19 protein-coding genes are annotated in these 23,823 nt (G+C 60.9%); 11 read left to right on the top strand and 8 right to left on the bottom strand.

The genetic code is table 11. The annotated features are described in order from the left end of the window. Window positions 1-22 precede the first annotated feature (22 nt). Complete coding sequence (locus ABWV42_RS17375) at window positions 23-1,294, bottom strand: nucleotide sugar dehydrogenase (RefSeq protein WP_353341410.1); 1,272 nt, start codon at window positions 1,292-1,294, stop codon at window positions 23-25. Between the two features lie 288 nt (window positions 1,295-1,582). On the opposite strand from ABWV42_RS17375, the gene ABWV42_RS17370 reads away from it, so the two are divergent. Further along, the gene (locus ABWV42_RS17370; protein WP_353341283.1) at window positions 1,583-3,868 is read left to right on the top strand and encodes a mechanosensitive ion channel family protein; all 2,286 of its coding nucleotides are present in this window, start codon (window positions 1,583-1,585) and stop codon (window positions 3,866-3,868) included. A 77-nt stretch (window positions 3,869-3,945) separates the two neighbouring features. Here ABWV42_RS17370 and ABWV42_RS17365 read toward each other — a convergent pair whose 3' ends face one another. The 4 genes from ABWV42_RS17365 to ABWV42_RS17350 are packed head-to-tail and all read right to left on the bottom strand — an operon-like array spanning window position 3,946 to window position 9,792. Next, window positions 3,946-5,097, bottom strand: coding sequence for an ABC transporter permease (locus ABWV42_RS17365; RefSeq protein WP_255106993.1), 1,152 nt, complete (start codon window positions 5,095-5,097; stop codon window positions 3,946-3,948). Next, complete coding sequence (locus ABWV42_RS17360; RefSeq protein ID WP_353341282.1) at window positions 5,094-6,122, bottom strand: ABC transporter permease; 1,029 nt, start codon at window positions 6,120-6,122, stop codon at window positions 5,094-5,096. The genes ABWV42_RS17365 and ABWV42_RS17360 overlap by 4 nt, the downstream gene beginning before the upstream one ends. Window positions 6,123-6,134: 12 nt before the next feature. Then, entirely contained in the window at window positions 6,135-8,027 is a 1,893-nt protein-coding gene (locus ABWV42_RS17355) for an ABC transporter substrate-binding protein (RefSeq protein WP_353341281.1), read from the bottom strand. Continuing rightward, entirely contained in the window at window positions 8,020-9,792 is a 1,773-nt protein-coding gene (locus ABWV42_RS17350) for an ABC transporter ATP-binding protein (protein ID WP_353341280.1), read from the bottom strand. The genes ABWV42_RS17355 and ABWV42_RS17350 overlap by 8 nt, the downstream gene beginning before the upstream one ends. 530 nt (window positions 9,793-10,322) lie before the next feature. On the opposite strand from ABWV42_RS17350, the gene ABWV42_RS17345 reads away from it, so the two are divergent. From ABWV42_RS17345 to ABWV42_RS17315, 7 genes are read left to right on the top strand one after another with little or no spacing between them, the layout of a single operon-like run. Continuing rightward, the gene (locus tag ABWV42_RS17345; protein WP_353341279.1) at window positions 10,323-11,555 is read left to right on the top strand and encodes an aminotransferase class I/II-fold pyridoxal phosphate-dependent enzyme; all 1,233 of its coding nucleotides are present in this window, start codon (window positions 10,323-10,325) and stop codon (window positions 11,553-11,555) included. Between the two features lie 4 nt (window positions 11,556-11,559). Further along, window positions 11,560-12,186, top strand: coding sequence for a DUF4833 domain-containing protein (locus ABWV42_RS17340; protein WP_353341278.1), 627 nt, complete (start codon window positions 11,560-11,562; stop codon window positions 12,184-12,186). Continuing rightward, a complete protein-coding gene (locus tag ABWV42_RS17335; RefSeq protein WP_353341277.1) occupies window positions 12,186-13,298 on the top strand; it encodes an inositol-3-phosphate synthase in 1,113 nt (370 codons plus the stop codon). The genes ABWV42_RS17340 and ABWV42_RS17335 overlap by 1 nt, the downstream gene beginning before the upstream one ends. 4 nt (window positions 13,299-13,302) lie before the next feature. Beyond that, a complete protein-coding gene (locus tag ABWV42_RS17330; RefSeq protein ID WP_353341276.1) occupies window positions 13,303-14,097 on the top strand; it encodes an SDR family oxidoreductase in 795 nt (264 codons plus the stop codon). Beyond that, a complete protein-coding gene (locus ABWV42_RS17325) occupies window positions 14,094-14,963 on the top strand; it encodes a phosphatidate cytidylyltransferase (protein WP_353341275.1) in 870 nt (289 codons plus the stop codon). The genes ABWV42_RS17330 and ABWV42_RS17325 overlap by 4 nt, the downstream gene beginning before the upstream one ends. A 40-nt stretch (window positions 14,964-15,003) precedes the next feature. Next, window positions 15,004-16,113: an LptF/LptG family permease gene (locus ABWV42_RS17320; RefSeq protein ID WP_353341274.1), complete on the top strand. Its 1,110-nt coding sequence runs from the start codon at window positions 15,004-15,006 to the stop codon at window positions 16,111-16,113. Between the two features lie 35 nt (window positions 16,114-16,148). Then, complete coding sequence (locus ABWV42_RS17315; protein WP_353341273.1) at window positions 16,149-17,228, top strand: LptF/LptG family permease; 1,080 nt, start codon at window positions 16,149-16,151, stop codon at window positions 17,226-17,228. Here the strand turns inward: ABWV42_RS17315 and ABWV42_RS17310 are convergent. Continuing rightward, window positions 17,211-17,957 carry a phosphocholine cytidylyltransferase family protein gene (locus tag ABWV42_RS17310; RefSeq protein WP_353341272.1) on the bottom strand — a complete coding sequence of 249 codons (747 nt, stop codon included), beginning with the start codon at window positions 17,955-17,957 and terminating at the stop codon, window positions 17,211-17,213. The two genes, ABWV42_RS17315 and ABWV42_RS17310, sit on opposite strands and share 18 nt — an antisense overlap. Before the next feature lie 91 nt (window positions 17,958-18,048). On the opposite strand from ABWV42_RS17310, the gene ABWV42_RS17305 reads away from it, so the two are divergent. From ABWV42_RS17305 to ABWV42_RS17295, 3 genes are read left to right on the top strand one after another with little or no spacing between them, the layout of a single operon-like run. Next, entirely contained in the window at window positions 18,049-19,191 is a 1,143-nt protein-coding gene (locus ABWV42_RS17305) for a glycosyltransferase family 4 protein (protein WP_353341271.1), read from the top strand. A gap of 52 nt (window positions 19,192-19,243) precedes the next feature. Continuing rightward, complete coding sequence (locus ABWV42_RS17300) at window positions 19,244-20,776, top strand: xylulokinase (protein ID WP_353341270.1); 1,533 nt, start codon at window positions 19,244-19,246, stop codon at window positions 20,774-20,776. Window positions 20,777-20,785: 9 nt separating this feature from the next. Then, a complete protein-coding gene (locus ABWV42_RS17295) occupies window positions 20,786-21,403 on the top strand; it encodes a CDP-alcohol phosphatidyltransferase family protein (protein WP_353341269.1) in 618 nt (205 codons plus the stop codon). Here ABWV42_RS17295 and ABWV42_RS17290 read toward each other — a convergent pair. Next, a complete protein-coding gene (locus tag ABWV42_RS17290) occupies window positions 21,388-22,122 on the bottom strand; it encodes a Frag1/DRAM/Sfk1 family protein (RefSeq protein WP_353341268.1) in 735 nt (244 codons plus the stop codon). The two genes, ABWV42_RS17295 and ABWV42_RS17290, sit on opposite strands and share 16 nt — an antisense overlap. Beyond that, entirely contained in the window at window positions 22,119-23,819 is a 1,701-nt protein-coding gene (locus ABWV42_RS17285; protein ID WP_353341267.1) for a cyclic peptide export ABC transporter, read from the bottom strand. The genes ABWV42_RS17290 and ABWV42_RS17285 overlap by 4 nt, the downstream gene beginning before the upstream one ends. Window positions 23,820-23,823 lie beyond the last annotated feature (4 nt).

Here is a 23,823-nt window from a genome sequence, read left to right as displayed (position 1 = left end):
TTCTTGCCCCTTTACCGCGAGATCACAGTCGCAAATCCGACTCGGACTTCGCAAGCACCCCTTTGATATCGTACAGGATCGCACCCGGCTTTCCGAGTGCTCTTATTGCCTCGGCTCCCATGGTCACGAATTCGGAATGGGAAACGGCAACAATGATTCCGTCATACGCCCCTTGTTCCGGCGTCTCAACCGGGGTGAGGCCATATTCTTCCTGCATCACTTCGGCACTGACCCACGGATCCCAGATATCGACATCTGCCGAGTAGGATTGCAGCTCTTCCGCGATGTCGGCGACGCGGGTGTTGCGCGTGTCGGCGCAGTTTTCCTTGAAGGTGAACCCCATGATGAGCACGCGCGAACGGGCCGGGTTTTCCTTGCGTGCCAGCATCGCCTTGATCATCTCCTGGGCAACGTGACGGCCCATGTGATCGTTGATGCGGCGTCCTGCGAGGATCACTTCGGGGTGATAGCCCAGCTGTTCCGCCCTGTAGGTCAGGTAGTAGGGATCGACACCGATGCAGTGCCCGCCGACAAGACCCGGCTTGAACGGCAGGAAGTTCCACTTGGTGCCTGCGGCTTCGAGCACTTCGAGCGTATCGAGGCCAAGGCGGGAGAAGATCAGAGCGAATTCGTTGACCAATGCGATATTGAGATCGCGCTGGGTGTTTTCGATGACCTTTGCGGCCTCGGCGGTCTTGATCGAACTGGCCCGATGGAGGCCCGCCTTCACGACCGGCGCGTAGATCGCCTCGACACGGTCGAGGGTTTCATCATCCTGCGCGGCGACCACCTTGATGACGGACTCGAGCGAATGTTCCGCATCCCCCGGGTTCACGCGTTCGGGCGAATAGGCGAGTTTGAAATCCTCGTAGGCCCGCAAACCGCTGCCGGCGGCAAGGGCGGGGCCGCAGACGTCTTCCGTCACGCCGGGATAGACGGTGGATTCAAGGATGACCAGGTCGCCCTTGGAAAGGTATGGCGCAATGCTGTTGCAGGCGCTGTGGATCGGCCCAAGGTCAGGTTTGCGCGCGTCGCTGATCGGGGTCGGCACGGCGATCACGTAGACCGTCGCGTCTGCAAGATCGGCGGGGTTCGACGTATAAAGCACGTTGGCGGCCTGCATCGACTCGGTCGAGACCTCGCCGTTGCGGTCTTCGCCGTTGCGCAGCGCGGCGACATGACCGTCGTGGGTATCAAAGCCGATCACGCCGAAGCCGTTTCTGGACAGGGCCAGGGCCAAAGGCAGCCCCACGTAGCCAAGACCAAGGACTGCGATTTTCTCTTTTGGTGCGATTGTCACGGATCCTCGCCCAGCGGCCAAGGCCGCGTCTTCTTCATCCGCACTTGCGCTAACGAAAACCACGGGAAATGTCACCCCTAAAGGCGCAGAAAGCACCGGCTAAGGACACAAAGACAACAGATTTCCCGGGCTTGGCGGCACGGATAAACCCGAACGTTTACGTGGCGCGGGATTCTGCGCTACATCTTGGCTGTAACGCGGCAGAAGGCTTTCTCGATGGTACTCCGATTTCTGGTTCTTGTTCTGACTGTACTTTTCCTTGCGCAGACCCCGCAAAGCGGGATGGCACAGGGAACGGAGGTCAGCGGCGAAGTAAGTGATATTCTCCAACAGGCTGCCGACAATGGCATGAGCGTGATCGTGCTGGATGGTTCCGGCAACATGATAGGTGCCTCTGAGGAAGCCGGTGAGACGGAAGCGGAAGCCGAAGAGAGCGACGGCTCCCAGCTCATGAAAGCCCAGATGCGGGTCAAGAGTTTCCGGGAGACGTTTGCCCAGCGGCTGAGCGCCCTGCCCGCCGCCATCAACGAAGTCGAGTTCATCCTGCGTGCCTCGAGCCCGACAGGCCAGATCTGGGCCTTTTTCGAGACGGTAATCTGGACGCTTGGGTTCCTCGCGATTGGTATCCTGTTCGAGCGTGAGGTGTACGGCAAACGGTTTGCCATCAATTTCGTGGTGCCGCGCATCAAGGAAAATCCGGAAGGGTATTCGGGCAAACTGCCGTTCCTTGTCTATCGCTTTGTGGCTGGTTGTATCGGCATCTGCGTTTCGGTTGCCGTCGCTATTCTGGTGAGCTTCCTGGTCTTTGGCTCGACGGACGATACCGCGATCGAATTCACCTATCTGACGGTGACGGCCGCCTACATGCTGGTGCGCGTGGTGTCACTTGTCTGGCGGATGATCCTGTCGCCCTACCTTGATCAGTACCGCATTCCCGCGTTTTCAACCCACGATGCGCGCAAATTGCACAACTGGCTGTTCTTCGTGGCCATGTTCGACATCTGCACGGCGTTCTTTGGCATCTGGCTGAAAGAGCTGGGACTGAACTACGATGTGTTTGCGATCATGTCGGTTGGTCTGAACACGGCGCTTCTGTTGCTGAACATCAGCATGATCTTTGCCAACCGCGTCGCCATTTCGAACGCGATCCGGAATGGGCGCGATCTCGACGATGTGACGCTTGCCACACGTCTTGCCAGCCAGCTGTGGGCACCTTTCATGCTGGTCTACATGGTCATCGGCTGGGCGCGTCTGAACTTCCAGCTGGTGCTGGAGTTGCCGGTCTCGGTTCCGCTGATCGCCGGCGCCTACATGATCCTGATGTCAATCATCGTGGTCTACGCCACGATCAACTATGGCATCGAACGCTATTTCCAGCGTGCCCGCGCCATCCGCGAGCTGAACGAAGCTGCCGAGGAACTGGCCGCGGCTGCGGAAGAGGATGGTGAAGACGCGGAAGTTCAGGACGAGGTGGCCGAAATCGAGGAGCAGCTTGAAGAGCTGAACTCGAAGAAGATGAACACCTTCGAAGATCTCGCGCGGCGTATCTCGGGGATTCTGGCGATGGTGGCGGGTCTCGTGGCCTGCATCAATATCTGGAACGGCGAAAACATCATGGACAGTGATGATTTTTCGGGACGCGCAATTGATGTGATCGTGATCCTGTTCCTTGGGTATATCGTGTTCCATGCCTTCCGGATCTGGGTTGATACCAAGATCCGCGAAGAACAGGGGGATCAGCCGGAAGAGGCCGAGCTTGGTGACGAGGGTGGCGCGTCCAGTGCTTCGCGCCTGGCGACCCTGCTGCCGCTGTTCCGCAATTTCATCCTTGTGGTGATCACCGTCACTATCGTGCTGATTGCGCTGATGGAACTGGGCGTAAATGTCAGCCCGCTGTTTGCCGGCGCCGGTGTTGTTGGCCTGGCGATCGGTTTCGGTGCACAGACCCTTGTGCGGGATATTTTCTCGGGCGCGTTCTTCCTGTTCGACGATGCGTTCCGCAAGGGCGAGTACATCGATATTGGCAGCGTGAAGGGGACGGTCGAGAAGATCTCGGTGCGGTCCTTCCAACTGCGCCACCACCTTGGGCCGCTGCACACGGTGCCCTTTGGTGAAATCACCCACCTGACGAACTTTTCGCGTGACTGGGTGATCATGAAGCTACCGCTGCGCGTGACATATGACACCGACGTGGAACGCGTGCGCAAGCTGATCAAGAAGCTGGGGATCAGCCTGCTGGATGATCCGGTTATCGGTAAGGATTTCATCCAGCCGCTGAAAAGCCAGGGTGTGATCGAGATGCAGGATTCGGCGATGATCATCCGGGTGAAGTTCATGACCAAGCCGGGGGATCAGTGGATGGTGCGCAAACGTGTCTTCCAGGAAATCCGCGATCTGTTCGAACGCGAAGGCATCAAGTTCGCCCACCGCGAAGTGACCGTGCGCCTTGCGGATGAACCGAAAGAGCCGCTGAACGAGAAGCAGAAAGAAGCGATTGCAGGGGCGGTACAGGGCGCCATCGACGACGAGGCGCTGGAAGGTCAGAGCGCCCCAATGGATGACCGGTAACGCGAAACCAATCGTCTGAAAACGAATGCCCCGGACATTGTCCGGGGCATCTTTCGTTTGGGGTGTTGGTTGCTGCCTTAGCTGCGGTTCGGATCAAGAGCGTCGCGCAGGCCATCCCCGAAGAAGTTGAAGGCGAGAACCACGATCACGATCGGCAGCATGGGAATGGCTGTCCAGGGGTAGATCTCAATGGAGGCGAGGTTCTGGGCGTCATTGAGCATGACCCCCCAGCTTACGGCCGGGGCGCGCAGGCCTAGACCAAGGAATGACAGGGCCGTTTCGCCAAGGATCATCGCCGGTATCGACAGGGTTGCGCTGGCGATGAGGTGGCTGAGGAAGTTCGGCAGCAGGTGCTTGCGGATGACGCGGCTGGGCCGTGCGCCCATCATTTCGGCGGCGCGCACGAATTCTTCTTCGCGCAGCGACAGGAACTTGGATCGCACGGCACGGGCCAGGCCCGGCCAATCCAGAATGCCAAGGATGATCGAGATGATGAAGAAAACCGCGACCGGCCCCCAGTGCGAGGGCACCGCCGCAGATAGCGCCAGCCAGAGCGGCAATTCAGGCAGGGAGCGCAGGATTTCAATGACGCGGTTGATGCCCCAGTCGAGGATACCGCCGAAATAACCCGCGATAGAGCCAAGCACGATGCCGATGACAAAGGACACGGTGATCCCGACAAGACCCACGGTCAGCGACAGCTGAGCACCATAGAGGATGCGCGAGAACACATCGCGGCCAAGCCGGTCAGCCCCGAAGAGGAAGAGAGTGGCCCCTTCCGGCGCGCAGAACAGGTGCGTGTTGGTCTTGATCAGCCCGGCCAGCTTGTAGTGCGAGCCTTCGCAAAAGAATTCGAGCGGTGCGGGTGACGCGGTGTCCGGGATGTACTTCCATGCAAAGGTTTCGAGATCCATCTCGGCCACGAGCGGATAGACGAAAGGCCCAACAAATTCGCCCTCGTGGATGAAATGCACCGCTTGGGGCGGGGCGTAGAGGTGGTCGGGATGCCGCTCGTTCGCCGTGTAGGGCGAAATGAACCCCGCGAAGGGCAGCATCAGGTAGGAAAACAGCAGGAACAGGGCCGAGAAGAGACCGAGTTTGTGTTCCTTGAACCGCAGCCAGATCAGCCGGGTGTTGGACATATCTAGTTCGGCGCTGCGCTCTTCGATGCCGCTGTTCGGATCATAGGGGGCGTCGTCGATGTAACGACCGTCGGGAAGCTGGGTCATGCCGAACGTCCTCCAAAGCGGATGCGCGGATCAAGCAGCGCGAGAAGCAGGTCCGAGATCAGCGTGCCGATCAGGGTCAGAAGAGCGACGAACATCAGGACAAATGCCGAGAGGAACTGGTCCTGCGACTTGAGCGCAGCGAGCAGCACAGGACCAATGGTTTGCAGGCCCAGCACCACCGAGACCAGAACCGAGCCCGAAACCAGCGCGGGCAGCAGCGTGCCGATGTCGGCAACGAAGGGGTTGAAGGCCACGCGCAGGGGATATTTCACCAGCATCCGGCTTTCGGGCATGCCCTTGGCGCGGGCGGTCTCGACGTAGGGTTTGCCCAGCTCGTCCAGAAGGTTGGCCCGCAGACGCTGCATCATCGCCGCCGCACCGGACGTGCCGATCACGAAGGTTGGAATGATCATGTGGATGAGGACCGACTTCATCTTTTCGAAACTCATGGGCTGGCCTTCGAATTCGGGCGCCATGAGACCGCCGATGGGCAGGTTGAGATAACGGTTGCCATAGTAGAAGAGGATCAGCGCCAGAAGGAAGTTCGGTGTCGCAAGGCCGAGGTAGCCGACAAAGGCAGAGGTGTAATCGACCCATGTTTTTGCGCGGGCCGCAGCCAGAACGCCAAGCGGCAGCGCCACGGCATAGACAAAGATCACGGCGGCGAGGTTGACCAGAACCGTCAGCCAGAGCGCGCCGCCCACCAATTCGGAAACCGGACGGTCAAATTCGAACGACCAGCCGAATTCGCCCTGCAACATCCCGGCATAGCCATGTGGGCCGGGGGCGAACCCCATCCAGATCATGTATTGCTCCCATAACGGGCGATCCAGCGCGAACTCCTTGCGCAGGAACTCGGCCTTGGCGACGCCGGCAGACTGGCCCGTCGCGCGCAACTCGTTGATCTGGTTCGACAGGTAATCGCCGGGGGGCAGGTTGATGATCACGAAGATCAACACCGACACCACCAGCAATGTCGCCAGCATGGTCAGAAGCCGAAAGAACGCAAAGCGCAGAAGGGCCATTCAGGGGTCTCCTTACCGGTCCAGCCAGTATTCGTCGGGACGGTGCACCCCGAAGTGCGCACCCGGCGACCAGGCCCAGATGGCCTTGAGCGGTACGTTTTTCACGGCGTTGTTCACCACGACGGGCTGACGGCCGCCGGCGAGGATACCGATGCCGTAGACCTGATCGGCGTGGATATCGACAATCTCCTGCCAGGCCGCCGTGCGCCCCGCATCATCCGTAGCAGTGCGCCAGTCCTCGGCCAGGTCCATCAGGCGTTTGGGTGCCTCCATATCGATGGGTTCCCCAGCTTCACCGCGGGTCTGGTAATACTGGCCCCACTTGGGCCATGCGAAGAATTCCTGCTGCTGCGGAACGGCATAGGTGGGCGAGGTATAGGGCTGGGCCAGACCATTGTCCCATCCGAACCAGACCGCCATCATGGTTTCGCCCGCATAGACGCGGTTGCGCAGGATGTCCCGTTCGAGCGGGCGCATGATCAGTTTGACGCCGATGTCACGCCAGTTGTCGGTGATGATCTGAAGCGCATTTTCAACTTCCTGACGTTCGCCAGCGGTTTCGATGACAACCCAGACCGGGCGACCATCGGGCAGAAGGCGGATACCTTCGGCATCGCGTTCGGTCAGGCCCATGTCATCGAGCAGCGCATTGGCCTGCGCCACGTCGTAGGCGGACCACGCGGCGAGGTTTTCCGGTTTGTGGAAGGGGCTTTCGGGCAGCATGGTCATCGCGCCCTCTTTGCCCAGACCGAAGTAGAGCGCCTTGTTGATGATGCGCCGGTCGATTGCCAGCGATAGGGCACGGCGGAAACGCACGTCGCGCAGCGTGTTGCGCCAGCCTTCGTCGTTATAGTTCAGGTTGGGGTAGATAGCGATTTGCGAGGCGTTCCCCTGCCCCCAGAGAAGCGTTCTGTAGCCGCCCGTCTTTTCGCCCTTCTTGAGGATCGCGACGTCCTTGAAATCAAGACCACGGGCCTGAAGATCGACTTCGCCGGCATTGGCCTTGGCCGCCACGAGACCACCGGAGACGACGTTCATTTCAACGATGTCGATGTAAGGCAGTTGCGTCCCTTGGGTATCAATGCGGTGATAGTAGGGGTTGCGCACGAAAAGGAAGCGGCTCTTGCCGTCCTTGGTGGCGAGAATCCAGGGCTGCAACGTCGGCAGGGCCGGGTTGTCGAACTTGTACATGTTGTCCGACTTGTTATGCAGCGCCGCCCAGGAGCGCACGCGCTTTTCCTCCAGCAGGGCCTCAAGGCTTGCCATGTCGGCATATTTCTCGTGAAACGGCTTCAGGAAATGCGCCGGGCGATAGATGAACGGTGGGCGGGCCTCGGCGAGGGCCTGAAGGAACAGCGGGTTGGGTTTGGACCATTCGTAGATCACGGTGGTCTCGTCCGGGAAGGTCACGGTTGGCAATTCGCCTTCCACGCGCAGGAAATCCTGCGGGCCGGAGGGCGACAGCGCGGGGTTGTTGGCAACGTCTTCCCACCAGTAGCGGAAATCCTCGGAGGTGAAGGGGTGGCCGTCTGACCACTTGTGCCCCGGCCTCAGACGCAGGGTGAACTTGCGGCTGTCTTCGATGTCGATGGCCGCGAGGATGTCCGGCTTGATCTCGTAGGTTTCGTCATAGCCGGCAAGACGCGCGTAGCCGTAGACAACCATCTGGCGGATGTCCTTGCTGCGGGTCACGAGCGTGCGCAGGGTGCCCCCCTGTTTCCCAATGGTGCGCCCCTTGGCCTTGAGATCAACAACAAGCGGGTCGGAGGGCACACGTTCCGCGGCGGGTGGCAGATTGCCTGCGTCCACTTCAGCCTTCCAGAAGTTGCTTTCATTGACGCCTGCCAAAGCTGTTGTCGCGGTGAGCGCAATGGCGGCGAGAGAGGAAAGAAGACGGTTAAACATGGCAGCGCACCTTATGTCCGGGGCTTGTTTCGTTGAGAGGTGGCACGTTGGCACCATCAAAGCGGAAGGCTTCGGGCCAGGACGAGGGCTCTCCGGCCCCCTGTGCCACGACATTGAGATCGATCGGGCGTTTGATGTCGGGCTCGGGCTGGGCCGCGAGCAACGCCTTGGTGTAGGGATGTTTGGGGTCGAAAAAGAGGCTTTCGGGCGGCCCCTGTTCCACCACCAGGCCTGCGCGCATCACCGCAACATCATCCGCGATCCGCGCCACGACGGCGAGGTCATGCGAGATGAACAGGTAGCTGAGGTTGAGACGGTCGCGGATTTCCTCGAGTAGTTGCAGTACCTGTTCCTGTACTGACACATCCAGCGCGGAGGTGGGTTCGTCGCACACAAGGAATGTCGGCCCAAGCATCAGGGCGCGGGCAATCGAGAGGCGCTGGCGTTGTCCGCCGGAAAAGGCGTGTGGATAACGGGTCAGCATGTTCTCGGAGAGGCCCACCCAGTTCAGCATCTCTGCCGCGCGGTCGAGACGCTCCGAGGCGGACCCGATACCGTGGATATCCATCGGTTCGCACAGGGCATCCTTGACGCGCATTCGGGGGTTCAGGGTCGAGTAGGGATCCTGAAACACCATCTGCGCCTTGCGCTGGAAAGCAAGGCGACCGGCGCGATCAAGCTCTTGCAGGTTCACCGGATCGGCACCCTTTTCGGCACGGAACAGAACCTGCGCACCGGGATCGGCAATTTCCGCGCCCAGCGCGATGCGGGCGCAGGTTGTTTTGCCCGAACCGCTTTCGCCGACGACAGCCAGTGTCTTGCCGCGCTCGACACCGAATTCGATGCCACGCACGGCATGTACATGGGTCTTGGGATGCCAGGGCGCCGATCCCTTGAGCGTGAACGTCTTGGTGACGTCCTTCATCTCGAGTATCATGTCCTTTTCCGGCTCTTGCGCGTCGAGGGCACAGCCTTCGGGGATCTGCGGCGCCGCCGCGAAAAGATGACGGGTGTAGCCGTGCTGGGGATCGCCCAGGATTTGCTGCGCGGTCCCTGCCTCCATGACCCGGCCACGATTCATCACGCAGACGCTGTCGGCCATGTTGGCAACAACGCCAAGATCGTGGGTCACGAGGACAACGGACATGCCCGTATCTTTCTGGATGTCCTTGATCAGGCCCAAAACCTGTGCCTGAGTTGTTACATCCAGGGCAGTTGTCGGTTCATCCGCGATAAGAAGGTCGGGTTTGCCGACAATCGCCATTGCGATCATCGCGCGCTGGCGCATACCGCCGGACAATTCGAAGGGATAGGAGCGGAAGATGCGCTCGGGGTCGACAAAGCCGACACGTTCGAAGGTTTCCAGAACCCGCTTGCGGGCGCCCTGCCCCTTGGCAGTGCCATGCAGGCGCAGGACCTCGATCACCTGATTGCCGATGCGATGCAACGGCGAGAGCGAGCGCATCGGCTCTTGGAAGATCATCGAAATCTGGTTGCCGCGGATGTCACACATGCGCCGCTCGGACTGGGCGAGGATATCAACGGGGCCGTTCTGACCGTTCAGCGTGATCGAACCGGCCCGGATTTGCGCGGCGGCGGGCAAGATACGCAGGGCGGAGCGGCAGCTCAGGGTTTTGCCCGAACCGGATTCGCCAACAAGGGCCAGTGTTTCACCCGGTTCGACGGAAAAGCTCACGTCTTCGACAACGGGGGCCGACTTGCCGAAACCGATGGTAAGCCCCTCAACCTTCAATAATGCCGTCACGCGTTTTCCCCTAAACCCGCCTTTGCGGGACACTCCCTACAGGGCAGATCATTTTTTCTTGATTCAATCTGTCCCTGACAACAAAGCGAGTGAAGCATGTTTGACAGTCGACAGGCAAGTCGCTTGAACCCTTTCGACGTAACGCCGCTGTGACGTTTTGGCGTCAATGCCTCACTTCCCTGTTATCTATTGGTGAACTGCGCTAAAGAGTTTTCAAGCTGACTTCTTGATTTAGCAATCGGTTGCCTTTGCGCGGCCAACAATCACATTTGACCCATTTTCTTTTGATCAGGCCACACCATAACGATGAAGATTGCAGCACGATCAATGGCTTGGCATCCGGTTTGGATTGCCCGTGAAATTCGCCCCACCGCAATGCCACAAAAAGCATCAAAAGGGGATTATCCAAACAGTACTGTTTCCGGATCAATCACGAAAAAGCCTTTCCTCGCGCGAGTCTTGTGGGCTAGAACGGTTTGGAAGGGGTTGTTTTCAAACGTTTTGGCCCAGCAGTTAGGGCGGAGGAAGTGATGTCGTCTGACTGTGGCAGTTTCTTGACCTATGTGGAGCGCCGTTTCCGGTTGGCCGGCAGTGCGCTCGTCGACGACGGCAACCACCCTTATTTTGTCCCCACAGACACGCTTGAAGAAGAAGGCGGACCGTGGCCCGAGGGCTTTCTGAGCATGTCGCACTATGACTATCTCGGCCTCATGCACCATCCGGAGACGGTTGGCGCGGCCAAGGCGGCCTATGACACGTTCGGGACCGGCGCGGGCGGATCGCGGCTCGTGGGGGGTGAACGCAGCACGCACAGGGCGTTTGAAAAAGACCTTGCCGAGTTCCTTGGCGTAGGCGGCGTGCTATCGATCATTTCCGGCTATCTCACCAATATCTCACTTATCCAGCATATGGTTGGCGGCCGTGATCTGGTGATCGCGGACGAGCTTGCCCACAATTCGATCATCATGGGGTGCAAGGCTGCGAAGTGCACCTTTCTGACCTATCCGCACAACGATCTGGATGCCCTTGCGGCCCTGCTGGACGAACAGCGCGCGCATTTTGGCCGCGTGCTGATCGCCACCGACGGGTTGTTTTCGATGGATGGCGACATCACCGATCTTCCAAGGCTCCTTGAGATCAAGGAAAAGCACGACGCCTGGCTGTTGCTGGACGAAGCGCATTCCTACGGGGTGCTTGGGGCGACAGGTCGCGGACTGTGCGAGCATTTCGGGATCGACCCCAACCGTATCGAACTGGCCGTGGGCACCCTGTCAAAGACCTTTGGGTCGTCGGGCGGGTTCGTGGCTGCGAATGAACGGGTGATCGAATGGCTGCGGTTTACCCTGCCGGGGTTCGTCTTCTCCGTGGGGCTGGCCCCCGCGACGGTGGCCTGTGCGCAGGCGGCTCTTGGTATCCTGCGCCGCGAACCAGAGCGCGTTGCGCGGCTGCGTGACAATTCCCAGACGTTCCTGAACATGGCACATTCTGCGGGGCTTGATACCGGCGAGGCCATTGGCGAAGCGGTGGTGCCGGTGTTGTTCGATACTCCGGACGAATGCGTGTATGTCGCCGGGTGTCTCATGCAACAGGGGATCTATGCGCCGCCGGTCGTTCACGTGGGTGTGCCGAAGGATGCGCCACGTATCCGGTTCTTTATCTCGGCAGCACATGAAAAGGCCGACCTCGAGAGGGTTATCAACGCGGTTGCATTGGCGCTTGCCGATTTCCGGGCATCGCAACAAACGGCGATCAGCGCGGAGTAACTGAATGACATCGCGCCAGTCCCTTACACGCCGCACCGCGCTTGGCTTGATGTCCGGTGCCACGATCGCGGGTTTCGGCGCGACCCAAGGGCACGCGGGACCGAAACTGCGCGTGGTCGAGTCGATCCCGAGCAAGCGGCTGCCGAAGGTGCGGCGGACATGGCCGATGCCCAAGGATCGCGGGCAGGTGTTCTTTATCCAGAGGTCAATGAACCCCAATACCGTGGTCTATACCGCGCGATACGACGGTGCCGGAAATCTGGGGCGTCGTCCCCTGACGGCCTATTGGCGCAGGTATGCGGAAGAGGGACAGAAGCGCGACCTCTTTGTTTACGAGCGCGTCTTTGCCTATGGCATTTCGGCCCGCAGGAAACGCGAGGCCGGGCGATGGTCGGCACGCTTTGCCGCTTTGCCCGACCTGCCTGCCGAACTCAGGCAGAACGGCCCGAATGACGCGGCCCTCTGGAGCCGGATCGAGGGGCGGGACTACCGCCTGATTTACGGCTTTCTCGATCTCGACGAAAGCGGGATGATCCCGAAAGTTGAGCGCCTGCGCCTTGTGACCCATGACAAGGATGCGGGGCAATTTGTAACCCATATGATTTCCGTATCCGGCGGAGAAATTCACTGATGAACACGACGACCAAGACCCCCATCCGCACCGCAATTGTAGGTGTCGGCAACTGTGCCAGCTCGCTGATCCAGGGGGTAAGTTATTGCCGCGCCATGGGGGATGCCGCCATCGGGGTGAGCTTTCCGAACCTTGGCGGTTACACGCCTGCCGATGTCGAGCTGGTTGCCGGATTCGATGTGGACAAACGCAAGGTCGGCAAGACGCTGGGCGAAGCGGCCTTTGCCGCCCCCAACTGTACCGAGCAATTCCATACCGAGGTCTCCGATCAACAGGCGCTGGTCTATCGCGCGCCGGATCTGGATGGTGTCGCGGCGCATATGCTGTCCAAGCCCGAAGACCGGAGTTTCCGCCTGTCGGATGCACCTGAGATGGCGCGGGACGAGATCATCGACCTGCTGCGCGAGAAAGGTGTCGAGGTTCTGATCATCTTCCTGCCGGTGGGATCACAGAAGGCGGTGGAGTTCTGGGCCGGTTGCGCGCTTGAAGCGGGGGTGTCGATCGTGAACGGCATCCCGGTATTCATCGTCTCCAACCCGGTCTGGGCCGAGAAGTTCACCAAGGCGGGTATTCCCTGCGTCGGCGACGATTTCAAGGCGCAGCTTGGCGCAACCATCGTGCACAGAACGCTTGCCAACCTGGCCGAGATGCGCGGCGTTCAGATCGACCGCACATATCAGCTGAACGTAGGTGGCAATACCGATTTTCTCAACATGACGGAACATGACCGTCTGGCCAGCAAGCGCGAAAGCAAGACCGAAGCGGTTCAGGCGGTGATGGAAGAGCGGCTGCCGACGGATGACATCCGCATTGGCCCGTCGGACTATGTGCCGTGGTTGAATGACCGCAAGGTGGCCTATGTGCGTCTTGAAGGGCGTCTGTTTGGCGGCGCACGGACCAACATCGAACTCCGTCTGGATGTTGAGGACAGCCCGAATGCAGCAGCCGAGGCGCTGACGGCGATCCGGTGTGCGCGTATTGCACGGGATCGTGGCATGGCCGGGCCGGTGGCTGCGGCAAGCGCCTTCCTGTTCAAACACCCGCCGGAACAGATCGAAGATACCGACGCGCATGACGCGCTTCTGGCCTTTGCCAACGGCGACGAGGGATAAGACCATGCGCGCCGCCTTCGTGACTGGGGGTTCCAGCGGAATTGGTCTGGCGGCGGCAAAGCTTTTGGCGAAACGCGGGCACGTGGTGGTCTTGTTTGCCAGGGATGCCGACAAGCTGACACAGGCGGCCGATAGTGTGCGGGCCGAGACCCCGGGTGCCGAGGTGCATGTGTTTTCGGTGGATGTGCGTGACAAGACCGCGCTTGCGGCGGCGGTTGAGGCCGCGATTGCAAAGGTGGGTGCCCCCGAAATTGCCATTGCCAGCGCGGGGATTGCCGAACCGGGATTGTTCCGCGAGCAGTCGCTTGAAGCGCACGAAACGCAGATGGCCGTGAACTATTTCGGCACGCTGTATTTCCTGCACGCTTTGCGGGGGCCGATGTCGGCGGCTGGCGGGGGCAATATCGGGGTGATCGCCTCTGGGGCCGCGTTCTTTGGTATCTATGGCTATGGGGCCTATGCGCCGTCGAAATTCGCCCTTCGCGGCCTTGCCGAAGTTCTGCGGCTTGAGCTGGAAGAGGACGGCATTAGCCTGACCCTCAGCTATCCGCCGGATACGGATACGCCACAATTGGCAGCCGAAAAACGGACCAAGCCGATGGCCACGCAGAAGATTACCGAAGGCGGTGGCCTATGGAGTGCCAAGGCGGTGGCGGCGTCGCTGCTGGATGGCATGGATGCGGGACGTTTCGTGGATGCTCCCGGGGCGCAGATGAAGGCGCTGAACCGTTTGACCAGCCTGATTGCGCCGCTGCTGCGGTGGCATCAAGCGCGTATCATTCGCAAGGTGAACCGGTGAGCGTTGTTCAGATTGCCTATGCCGCCGGGGTCTTGCTTGCCATTGGCGCCACGACCATCGCGATCTTGATGATGGTGCCAGCCGGCCGGAAAGTTGCCAGCGACCTTGTCGGCGCATTTGGAAGCCTTGCCATCACCGCCGCCGTTCTAATTGGCGTGTTTCTGGCCGGTCCATGGGCGCTGATGGTGTTCTTTTTGCTGCTGGCCGGGCGCGTAGCGTTTGAGGCGGCGCAGGTGCGCCTTGGAAACGGCTACGTTTTAGGCGGCGTGGCCGTGTTGCTGACGCTGGGCTCGGTTCTGCACGAAGCGGTGGCCCCGGTGCTGATCGCGCTTTGGTTTCTGGCCGCCGGGCGGCTGCTGGCCGTGCCGTGGGCGGACAACAGCAAATGGCGCGCCGTGATCGAGGTGCTTTTGTTTCCCGCGCTTCCCGTTGCCATCCTTGCCCAGGGTGTCCTGCGCCCTGAACTGATGGCGCTGATGCTGGCGATCTATGTCCTGATTGAAACCTTCGACAGCTACGCGCTTGTGGTTGGCAAGGTCTTTGGCAGGACCAAGGCCTTTCCGGTGCTCAGCCCGCGCAAGACGGTTGAGGGGCTTTTGGGCGGCACGGTCTGCCTTGTGATAACGGCCGCTGGCGTTGCCTATCTTGTCGGGGAACCTGTTGGTCTGGCCTGCGGCATCGCGGTGGCGGTGGGTGTACTTGGCCTTGCCGGAGATCTTGGTGCGTCGCGGCTCAAGCGGATTGGAGGCGTAAAAGATTATCCCGTTGTTCTGAAACGGCAGGGCGGCGCGTTCGACATTTTCGACAGCTGGATCGCCGCCGGTGCTGGGGTGACGGCCGGAGCAATGCTTTGGTCGATGCTGTGAAAGGGTTGCAAGCAATGGCAGGGAAACGGACAATCACCCCATGATCCGACCCGGCCCCGTTTTTCGCATCCTCGCCGTGCCGACCGTTGCGCGGCTTGCCTTGCTCGTGGGGTTGGTGGTCGCCGTATTCTTGGCCGAGAGTTTCACCACGCTGATGGAAGGGGCCATCCGGCATGGCGGCGGCAGCCTGCATGTGCTGACACTGCTCGGCTACAAGGCGCCTGAGATCGTAGATCTTGCACTGGCCCTTGGCATGTTGATCGCCCTCTATTTTGCCCTGAGCGATGCGCGGCGGCGGGGGGAGCTTGTCATTCTGGCCACCAGCGGCGTGAGCTGGGCGCGCATTCTCTGGTTCGCGATCTGGATGGGGGCGATTGGCGCCATGCTGTCGGTTCTGGTGTCGGGTTATCTTGTGCCTGCCGCCCGATTTGGCGAGCGGATCACGCAGGCGGAATTGCGTAAGGACTATATTCTGGCGCAGGTTCTGGAAGCCGGACCACGCAATACGCTGCAAACGATCGAGGATATCACCTTTATTGCGACCCCGCCCGCAAGTACCGAACAGGAGCGCGGCAAACTTTTTGCCTTTCAGGCGCATCCCACCGGGTCATGGCGTGTCGGGCAATCGCATGACTGGACAGTGACCGGACCGGACGGCGAAGGCAGCTACCGACTGCAAATGAACCAAACAACGGCCTATGAAGGCCTGCCGGCAGAGGCCCGCCCCGCGCCAATCAGTGTCTTTCGCGCACGCAATGCGGGGTTCGATTTCGAGATGCAGAAAATCGTTTCCGAGGTCAGCAAGGTTCGACAGACCTGGGAGCGGCCGCTGGTGTTGGGCGAGGTGCCTCTCAAACGGCTTGCCGAAGTGCTGTCGCGTGCGATCCTTGTGCCAACGGCGGCGCTTCTTGCGGTGGCGGCCGTGCTTGCGGCGGGGCGTGGCCTGATGCGGTTTGCCAGCCTGCCCCTCGCGGCGGTTCTGCTGCTGTTTTACGATGTTCTGGGCCGGACTCTTGTTCTGGATACGGTCGGTAGCCTGCCATTCATGGGCTTGGTGGCGCTGACGATGCTCGCCTATCTTGGACCACCGCTTGCCTATGTGCTGATGCGCGGTGAAGCGATCATGATCCCGGTCAGAGGTGACGCATGAGATGGCGCGGCGGAGTGGCCCGGCGCATGATTGTCATGACGCATCTGCAGGCGATTGCCTTTGTGATGTTTGTTCTGCTGACCGTTGCCATTGCCATCGACCTGACCGAGACGCTTGACGAGGTGCGGGCGCATGTTGCGGAGACAGGCCATTCCCTGCCCTTGGTTCTGGCGCAATACCTGAGTTACCGGGCGGCTGATATCGTGACGCGCCTCTTGCCGATGGCCTGCCTTGCCGGGGCCTTTGTGGCAGAGCTTCTGCGCCATCAGCGCATGGAGCATGTCATCCTTGCCGCGGCTGGTGCCGGGCCGGGCATGTTCCTTGCTTCGATGTTGTGGGTCGGGGGCATCGTGGGCGGAGCGCAGGTGGCGCTGGAAGGGTGGCTGCGCCCTGCGGCGGTGTTTGCCCAGACGGACCTTGGCATCGGATCTTATGCCCACCGGTTTCGTCGGGGGGAAAGTGGACCGCGCTGGTTTCTTGACGGCAATCGCGCAATCCGGGCGCGGGTTCTGAGGGACACAAACCCGGAACTGCGCGAGGTGATGGTTTTCGAAGGCGTTGATGAACCTGCGCTGCGCAGCATCACGCAGGCGGACCGTGCCATTCCCGGAGCGACCGATCAGGAATGGATTTTGGAGAACGTGGTGGTCTGGTCCCCTTCGGGTGGGCAGGTGCTGTTTCCCGTACGCCATGACCGGCTGGTGCTGCAATTCCCGCTGCGGCAGGCGCATCTTGAGTATCACGATATCTGGAGTTTCTACCTGCCCAATGCGGCGCTTCGACAGATCGCCACCCTTGAAGGCACGCCCAAAACGGCGGACGGGCAAACCGCGGTCGCACGGCGATATCTGGCGCTGTTTCTGCCCGGGGTCTTTGCCCTACTGGGCGCCAGCCTTGCCCAGGCCGCGCGCAGTGGCAGGCTGATCGCATGGTGGCGTCTGCTGGCGCTGGGCACGCTGGGGTATGTCACACTGGTGTCGGTCAAGGCGTTCTGGTCGCTGGGCGAGATGGGCACGATGGCCCCCTTGCCGGCAACCACGGCGCCGTTGGTGTTCGCCCTGATCCTTGTGATGATCTTTCAGATCCGGATGAACGGGCTACCCGGCCGTCGCTAGCAAGGTGTCGCGTTCCTGAATGCGCGGCCAGATGGTGCCGATCGCACGCGAGAGCATTTCCTCGGTGTCCACCTCGCTCCACGCCAGATCGGGGATCAGGGTGCAGGCGATATCGCGGGTCTGCGCCAACCGGATCACCGAGTCCTCGTAGTCGGCCTTGGCGTCTTCTGCGAGAACCGCGCGTGCGGCGGTTTTCAGGCGCTCGGTGTCTTCGGCGTCAAACCTGCTGAGACCGGTCAGTTCACCGAAATGGGCGCGGGGTTGGGCATCGATCTTCTTGGACATGGTGTCGAAAATGGTTTCGTCGCGGGTCCAGATATAAACTTCGTCCCCTGATCCGGTCACGCCGGACACAAGGATTGTCGATGGGCCGTCAAGAACGGGGGCAAGCGCGGCGGTTTCATAGATCAGGTCGGATTCCAGAAGGACGAAAGGCCCCGAGAGATCTTCGAGACCGGTCATCATGGAGCGGAGGCTGCCTGTCGTCGCGAAATCCGGATTGTGCACCAGTTCGACCCCCGGCATGGTGCCGAAGATATCCTCGTATTGGTCTGCCAGATGGCCGGTTACGATGCGCACCCGCGAAACGCCTTTGGCTTGCAGGAGAGTGACAGAGCGCGCCACAAGCGGGGTGTCGTTGATTTTCAACAGGCCCTTGGGCGTGAGGGTGCCGCGTGGCCCCATGCGGATGCCGCGCCCGGCCGCAACAATCAAGGCAGTATCTGTCATCGTATTACAAGATCCTGAAATGGCTCGAATTTGAGGGTGAGCCTATGGTAGGGAAGAAGCGTTCGCAAGTTTCAAGGGGCCGGTTGCCACCATGAAGATCGTGCAGGTTAGCCCCTATGCAATGGACCGCCCGGGCGGCGTTCAAAGCCATGTTCGCGACCTGAGCAACTGGCTGGAGCGGCAGGGCCACGACGTTCAGATCATTGCACCTCCGGGCAAAGGCGGCGCACCGGACGTGATGACCCTTGGCAAGGTGCGCGAAATCTCGATGCACGGTACGCATTTCGAGCTGAGCCGCGCCAGCAAGAGCGAGATCGAAGGCGCATCGATGGCGCTTTTCGACTGGGGGGCGGATGTGGTTCACCTGCATACGCCGTGGACCCCGATGCTCGGCTGGCAGGTCTGGAAGGCGCTGGAGCTGCCAACCGTCGCCACCTTCCACGCGACCCTGCCGGAAGGGGGCGGGTTTGACCCGATGACATGGTTCCTGGGCCGTGCCGCAAAATACTTCGACGAGCGCCTCGAAGGTATCGTCGTGCCCTCGCGGGCGCCCCAGGCGCAATGGGAAGCGCGCGGGCATGATCCGGTTCCCAAAATTCTGGCGCCCGCGATTGATCTTTCAGAGTGGCGGGATGTCCGGCAGGGGCCGAGGCATTCCGAAGACGGGCCGCACGTGATCTATCTGGGGCGGCTGGAAGAGCGAAAAGGGGTGCAGGTTCTGGTGGAAGCCTGGAAAGAGGTGTCCCGACGCCTGCCGGCTGCGCGCCTGACCATTGCAGGCAAGGGCAGCATGGAAGGCGCATTGCGCGAAGCGGCGCAGGGCATGCGTTCGATCCGCTTTCTTCCGCCGCCCGACAACGAGGCGGCCCGCGCCTTGGTCGCGCGCGCCGATTTCTTTGCCGCGCCCGCAACGGGCGGCGAAAGTTTTGGCCTTGTTCTGATCGAAGCGATGGCGGCGGGCACCATACCGATTGCCGCAGAGAACGAGGGCTATGCCACCGTTCTGGCCAATGGCGGCGAGACGCTGCTGGTGCCACCGGGCGATCCCGCGGCCCTGGCGGACCGCATTGTTCTGCTTGCTTCGGACCAGCAGAAGGCGCTGGATTTGCGCACATGGGCAATGGCGCGGGCCGAGACCTTTGACGTGGCGCAGGTCGGGCCGCGTTACGTCGCACTTTATCAGGCCGCGGTGGACAAGCACGGCGCATCCATGCCAGCGTGCGACGAAACATGACAAGCAATTGACGCGCGGCGAAAACCGGCGCGAAGAGGGATAGACAACAGGTATGGGCGATCTCGTGATCTCGGCCGATTTCGGCACGTCCGGTGTCAAGGTGGGCGTCGTGGACGAAAGCCTGACTCTGCTGGCCAAGACCACCGAAACCTATCCCATGCACCTCGCTCCGGGCGGGATCGCCGAGCAGGCGCCGGATGATCTCTGGCAGGGTTTCGTCCGCGCGGTGCGTCGTCTTGCAGAAGAGTTTCCAGACCTGCAAACCCGTGTGAACGTGATCGTGTTTTCCAGCCAGTTGTGCGGTGTGATCTGTGCCGACGAAAGTGGCGCGGCGCTGCGGCCCTGTTTGACATGGTTGGACAAAAGGGCGGCAGAAACAGGCCAGTCGCTGGTTGGCGGGTTTCCGACGGTCGCTGGGTACGGCGCGTTCAAACTCGCCCGCTGGCTCAGGATCGCGAATGGTGCGCCGGCCAAGAACGGCATGGACCCGACGGCCAAGATCCTGTGGATCATGCAGAACGAGGCCGATGTCTTTGCCCGCACGCGGTGGCTGCTTGATGTGAAAGACTGGCTGATCCATCGCGCCACGGGTGTATTCACCACGAGTTCGGAAAGCGCCAACCTGACGTGGTTGATGGATACGCGCAAAGGGCGTGAAGGGTGGTCGGAGACCCTGTCGCGCATGACCGGCATCGGGTTGGACAAGATGCCGGAGATCGTGGATGGCGAAGCGGTTGTGGACCGCCTGTCCGCGAGGGCCGCGGATGAACTGGGGTTGCGGGCCGACACCGTTGTCCTTGGCGGCACATCGGATGTGACCGCGGCAGCGTTGGGATCAGGCGAGGTGGAAGACGGGGCGCTGCATGTTTCGGCGGCGACCAGCCTCTGGATTGCCGGTTTCATGCCGGGCCGCGTGTTGAACGTGGCAAGTTCCTACGCCACGATTTCATCCAGCCTTAGCTATCGGCCGCTGCTTGTCGCCTCGCAGGAAAACGCGGGATCAGCGATGGAATGGGCGGTCCGGATGAGTGGCGGCACAACCGAAGGCGAGGCACTGGCGGGGGCATTCGACGACATGGGCACACCGCAAGCGGATGACCCCTATTTCCTGCCGTGGCTTGCCGGTGAACGTGTTCCGGTGGACAACGAAGCCGTGAGAGGCGCGTTTCACGGGCTTGCCCTGCACCATGATGCCCGCGCCATCCGTCGCGCGGCGGTCGAAGGTGTCGCGCTGAATTTGCGGTGGGCCTATGACAAGGTCAGCCGTGAACGGGGTGTTCTGACGAACCGCCCCTTGCGTATGGTGGGCGGCGTGGCGGCAAATGCCGCATTCGCACAGACGGTTGCAGACGCACTGGATCGCGAGGTTCATGTGGGCGGTGCGCGTCATGCAGGTGTTCTGGGCGCGGCGACCCTTGCGGCCAGTTACCAGGGATGGGCGCAGAACGCGTTTGAGGCGGCCGCGCGCCTGCGGCACCAGAGCACTGCGACCTATACCCCCAATCCGCAGCGTGTGGATGCGCTTGCCCAGCGCAATGCGCGGCTTGAAAAAATCCGCCGCCACGTGGTGCGCAGCTACCAGTAGGAGAGCGATATGATCGACGGGCTTATAAAATCCAAGATCGACCCGATGTGGGAAGCCATGTCGACACCGCTTGTCCGCGCCAAGTGGACGCCCAATCAGGTGACCTTTGCGGGGCTGGTGCTGATCATTCTGGTCTCCGCGGCCTACCTCTGGCACGGCAACCCGTGGGTCTATGGGCTGACGCTGGCGGTGGCCTTTGCCTTTGACGCGCTGGACGGTGCGGTGGCGCGCCGGCGGGACATGCGCAGCAAGGCAGGCGGTTATTTCGATGCCATGGTGGACCGCTATCAGGAGCTTGCCGTTCTGGGCGCATTGGCGTGGATGCACGATCTATGGGCGCTGGCGCTGCTGGCCTTTTCGGGCAGCGTGATCACCAGCTATGCCAAGGCCCGCACAGCCATCGAAATCCCGATCAGCAACGAGGACTGGCCGGACTTTTTCGAACGGCTTGAGCGGGTGATCTTTCTCTGTGTGATGATGGTGATTGCGGGCGTGTTTCGCACCCATGCGGACCTGATCGTGATGGGCGGACTTGCCATATTCGCGTTGTTATCGCACGGAACGGCGCTTCAACGGGCAAGGCGTGCCACCGCCATGTTGCGAAGCGAGGATCAGGCGCGCAAGTAGCGCCAGATCGCACGCCCCATATCGAAGTGATAGGACAGGACGTAGCCGAGGAATGACGAGAGCAGCATTGGCTCTGTCACGGTATAGGCCGTGTAAAGTGGCACGCTGATTGGGCCGAGGTCATATCCCTTGATTACGAAGAGAAAGAGATAGGCCACACCAAGGCAGACCGGCACCCAGATATAGACGCGCCGCAGGTTTCCGCCCCTTTTGTCCATGAAGCTGCGCCCCTCTTCCAGGGCACCGTGGCGGCGCGAAAGGAACTCCCCGAAGACGACGACGAAGGCCTGTGAGAAGAAGAAAAGGTAAGAGCCAACCATGTGCATTTCATGGTGATCCGGAAAGCGATACCGGCTCAGCAAGACCATGCCGACGCTGGCCATTGCCTGAAGCAGAACAACAATCAGCGAGAGCCAGAAGATGCCCCGATCCGTGGGACCGGTACGCGCCTGTTCGCGCCATGCGCCGTAGACCAGTGCAGAGACACCGACAAAGAGGATCGGAGCGCAGATCGCCATCCAGATGGCAAAGGGCTCGCCCACCTGCGGGGCAGAGATTGCGCGGCTGATGGTGGCAGGTTGCTCCGAGACATACTCGGGGTGCAGAACGGCAAACACGATACGGGCGCGGTAGATCAGGATGTTGACCACGACAATGACGAACCCTGTGCACAGGATCGACAGCGCCAGAAGGCGCACGGTGAGACGCGAGGGGATCACCCCGACACCTGTGGTGCGCGATGGTCCTGTCGCTGGTCCTGCACAACCCTGCCCGCTTCCATGCGGATCAGGCGATCGCATTTGTGGAACTGGTGTTCGTCATGTGTAATCGCGATGACCAACTGACCCGAAGCCGCGAGTTCCGGCACAAGAACGTCGTAGAAAAACGCCCGGTTGGCCGGGTCCTGATCGGCGGCAAATTCATCCAGAACGATGATGGGGCGTTGTTCGGCCAGCGCAAGCGAGAGGGCCAGACGGCGTTTCTGACCCGCGGACAGGGAAAGCGACGAAAAGCGATCCTCGTGCATGTTGACGCGATCGGAAAGGTTCAGATCGGCGATGCGGCGCTCCATGCGCTCGATTTCCTCGGGGCTGAGGCCATAGGCGCGCGGGAACAGGTAGAAACCGCTGAAGACCGACGAGAACAGTTCGCGGTAGGTATGGCGGCTTTGATCGTCCAGCGGCGCGCCATCAAGGTAGATTTCCCCCTGATCCGGACGGCGCAGACCGGTGATGATGTCGAGCAGGGTTGTCTTGCCCGATCCATTGCCACCACAGATGAAGATGGTTTCGCCGGGGGAGAAGGTGAGATTAACGGGGCCGAGATGAAAGAATTCCGCATCCTCGCGGCCGGGTTCGGACACGCTGGCAGAGATGTTTTCGAGCCGGACTTCCCTGAAGGATGTCGGGGCGGGCTGATCACTGTCGATGGAGGCTGACTGCGCATGTGTCAGGGCCTCTTCCACCTCGTGGATCCTGTTGAAGGAGTTTTCGGCGCTGGCAAGGATCGGCAGGGCGCCGAAGAAATACTCGATCGGTCCGTTGGTCAGGAAAATGATCGTCAGAACCTGGAACATCAGGGCCACGCTGCCACCGGGCAGAACCGGCAGGAGGATGACGACGAAACACAACAGAAGGATCACCGCGGTCTGGCCAAGGGCGGTGGAGGCCGCGAACATGCGTTCGGCATCAATTGTGTGGCGGCTGGTGTCCTCGATGATCTCGAGCGTCTCGCTTTCAAGTGCGGCGCGGCGGCTTTGGCGCAGGCGCAGTTCCTTCCAGCCGGACAGCAGATCGCGGACACGATCCCAATAGGCCGCGCGATCCTGCGATGCGCGATGCAGCCTCGTACGGGCGGGACGGTCGAAGAACTGGTAGCCCAGCGCACCGATCACCATCGCCCCAACCGTGGCCATGCCAGTTTCCCAGCTGATCCAGAACAGGTAGGGCACCGCGAACAGGATGATGACCGTGGCCTCGACCGCACCGATGACGGTGTTGATTGCGCCGGACAGGTTATCGACCTCGTGGGTGATCGCCTGATGCACCCGGCCGTGCGGGCTGGACAGCAGGAAGTCGATATCAGCGCGGGTCAGGGTCTTTGTCAGACGAATGCGGGTCTTTTTGCGGATGCGTTCGATCAGGACATGGGTCCGCATTTTGAGGACATATCCGAAGGCCAGCATCAGCGCCGCCGAAACCCCGATCCAGACTGCGGACCACCCAACACCCTGTTCCGCGGTCTTGGCCGTTTCGTTGATCGAGAACATCAGGCCAGCGCGGCTGAGGCTGCTGAAAATCACCAGAAAGACAATCGGATCGCGCATGATGCCGCTGGTGACCAGCAAGTAGCGCACCACCGGGGCCTTTTCGGCAAACATCCTGCCAATACCCTGCTTTTTCGAAGAAGTAGTCACGAAA

It is taken from the genome of Pelagimonas sp. KU-00592-HH (assembly GCF_040369695.1).
Classification (GTDB): domain Bacteria; phylum Pseudomonadota; class Alphaproteobacteria; order Rhodobacterales; family Rhodobacteraceae; genus Shimia.
This window is presented reverse-complemented; position numbering and strand designations above follow the sequence as displayed.

What these genes read in the sequence shown, in the direction of transcription:
- ABWV42_RS17340 (WP_353341278.1), top strand. Translation starts at nt 11,560, where the DNA reads ATGACATCGCGCCAGTCCCTTACACGCCGCACCGCGCTTGGCTTGATG.
- ABWV42_RS17335 (WP_353341277.1), top strand. Translation starts at nt 12,186, where the DNA reads ATGAACACGACGACCAAGACCCCCATCCGCACCGCAATTGTAGGTGTC.
- ABWV42_RS17360 (WP_353341282.1), bottom strand. Translation starts at nt 6,122, where the DNA reads ATGGCCCTTCTGCGCTTTGCGTTCTTTCGGCTTCTGACCATGCTGGCG.
- ABWV42_RS17300 (WP_353341270.1), top strand. Translation starts at nt 19,244, where the DNA reads ATGGGCGATCTCGTGATCTCGGCCGATTTCGGCACGTCCGGTGTCAAG.
- ABWV42_RS17355 (WP_353341281.1), bottom strand. Translation starts at nt 8,027, where the DNA reads ATGTTTAACCGTCTTCTTTCCTCTCTCGCCGCCATTGCGCTCACCGCG.
- ABWV42_RS17320 (WP_353341274.1), top strand. Translation starts at nt 15,004, where the DNA reads ATGATCCGACCCGGCCCCGTTTTTCGCATCCTCGCCGTGCCGACCGTT.
- ABWV42_RS17310 (WP_353341272.1), bottom strand. Translation starts at nt 17,957, where the DNA reads ATGACAGATACTGCCTTGATTGTTGCGGCCGGGCGCGGCATCCGCATG.
- ABWV42_RS17330 (WP_353341276.1), top strand. Translation starts at nt 13,303, where the DNA reads ATGCGCGCCGCCTTCGTGACTGGGGGTTCCAGCGGAATTGGTCTGGCG.
- ABWV42_RS17295 (WP_353341269.1), top strand. Translation starts at nt 20,786, where the DNA reads ATGATCGACGGGCTTATAAAATCCAAGATCGACCCGATGTGGGAAGCC.
- ABWV42_RS17345 (WP_353341279.1), top strand. Translation starts at nt 10,323, where the DNA reads ATGTCGTCTGACTGTGGCAGTTTCTTGACCTATGTGGAGCGCCGTTTC.
- ABWV42_RS17315 (WP_353341273.1), top strand. Translation starts at nt 16,149, where the DNA reads ATGACGCATCTGCAGGCGATTGCCTTTGTGATGTTTGTTCTGCTGACC.
- ABWV42_RS17370 (WP_353341283.1), top strand. Translation starts at nt 1,583, where the DNA reads ATGGCACAGGGAACGGAGGTCAGCGGCGAAGTAAGTGATATTCTCCAA.
- ABWV42_RS17305 (WP_353341271.1), top strand. Translation starts at nt 18,049, where the DNA reads ATGAAGATCGTGCAGGTTAGCCCCTATGCAATGGACCGCCCGGGCGGC.
- ABWV42_RS17365 (WP_255106993.1), bottom strand. Translation starts at nt 5,097, where the DNA reads ATGACCCAGCTTCCCGACGGTCGTTACATCGACGACGCCCCCTATGAT.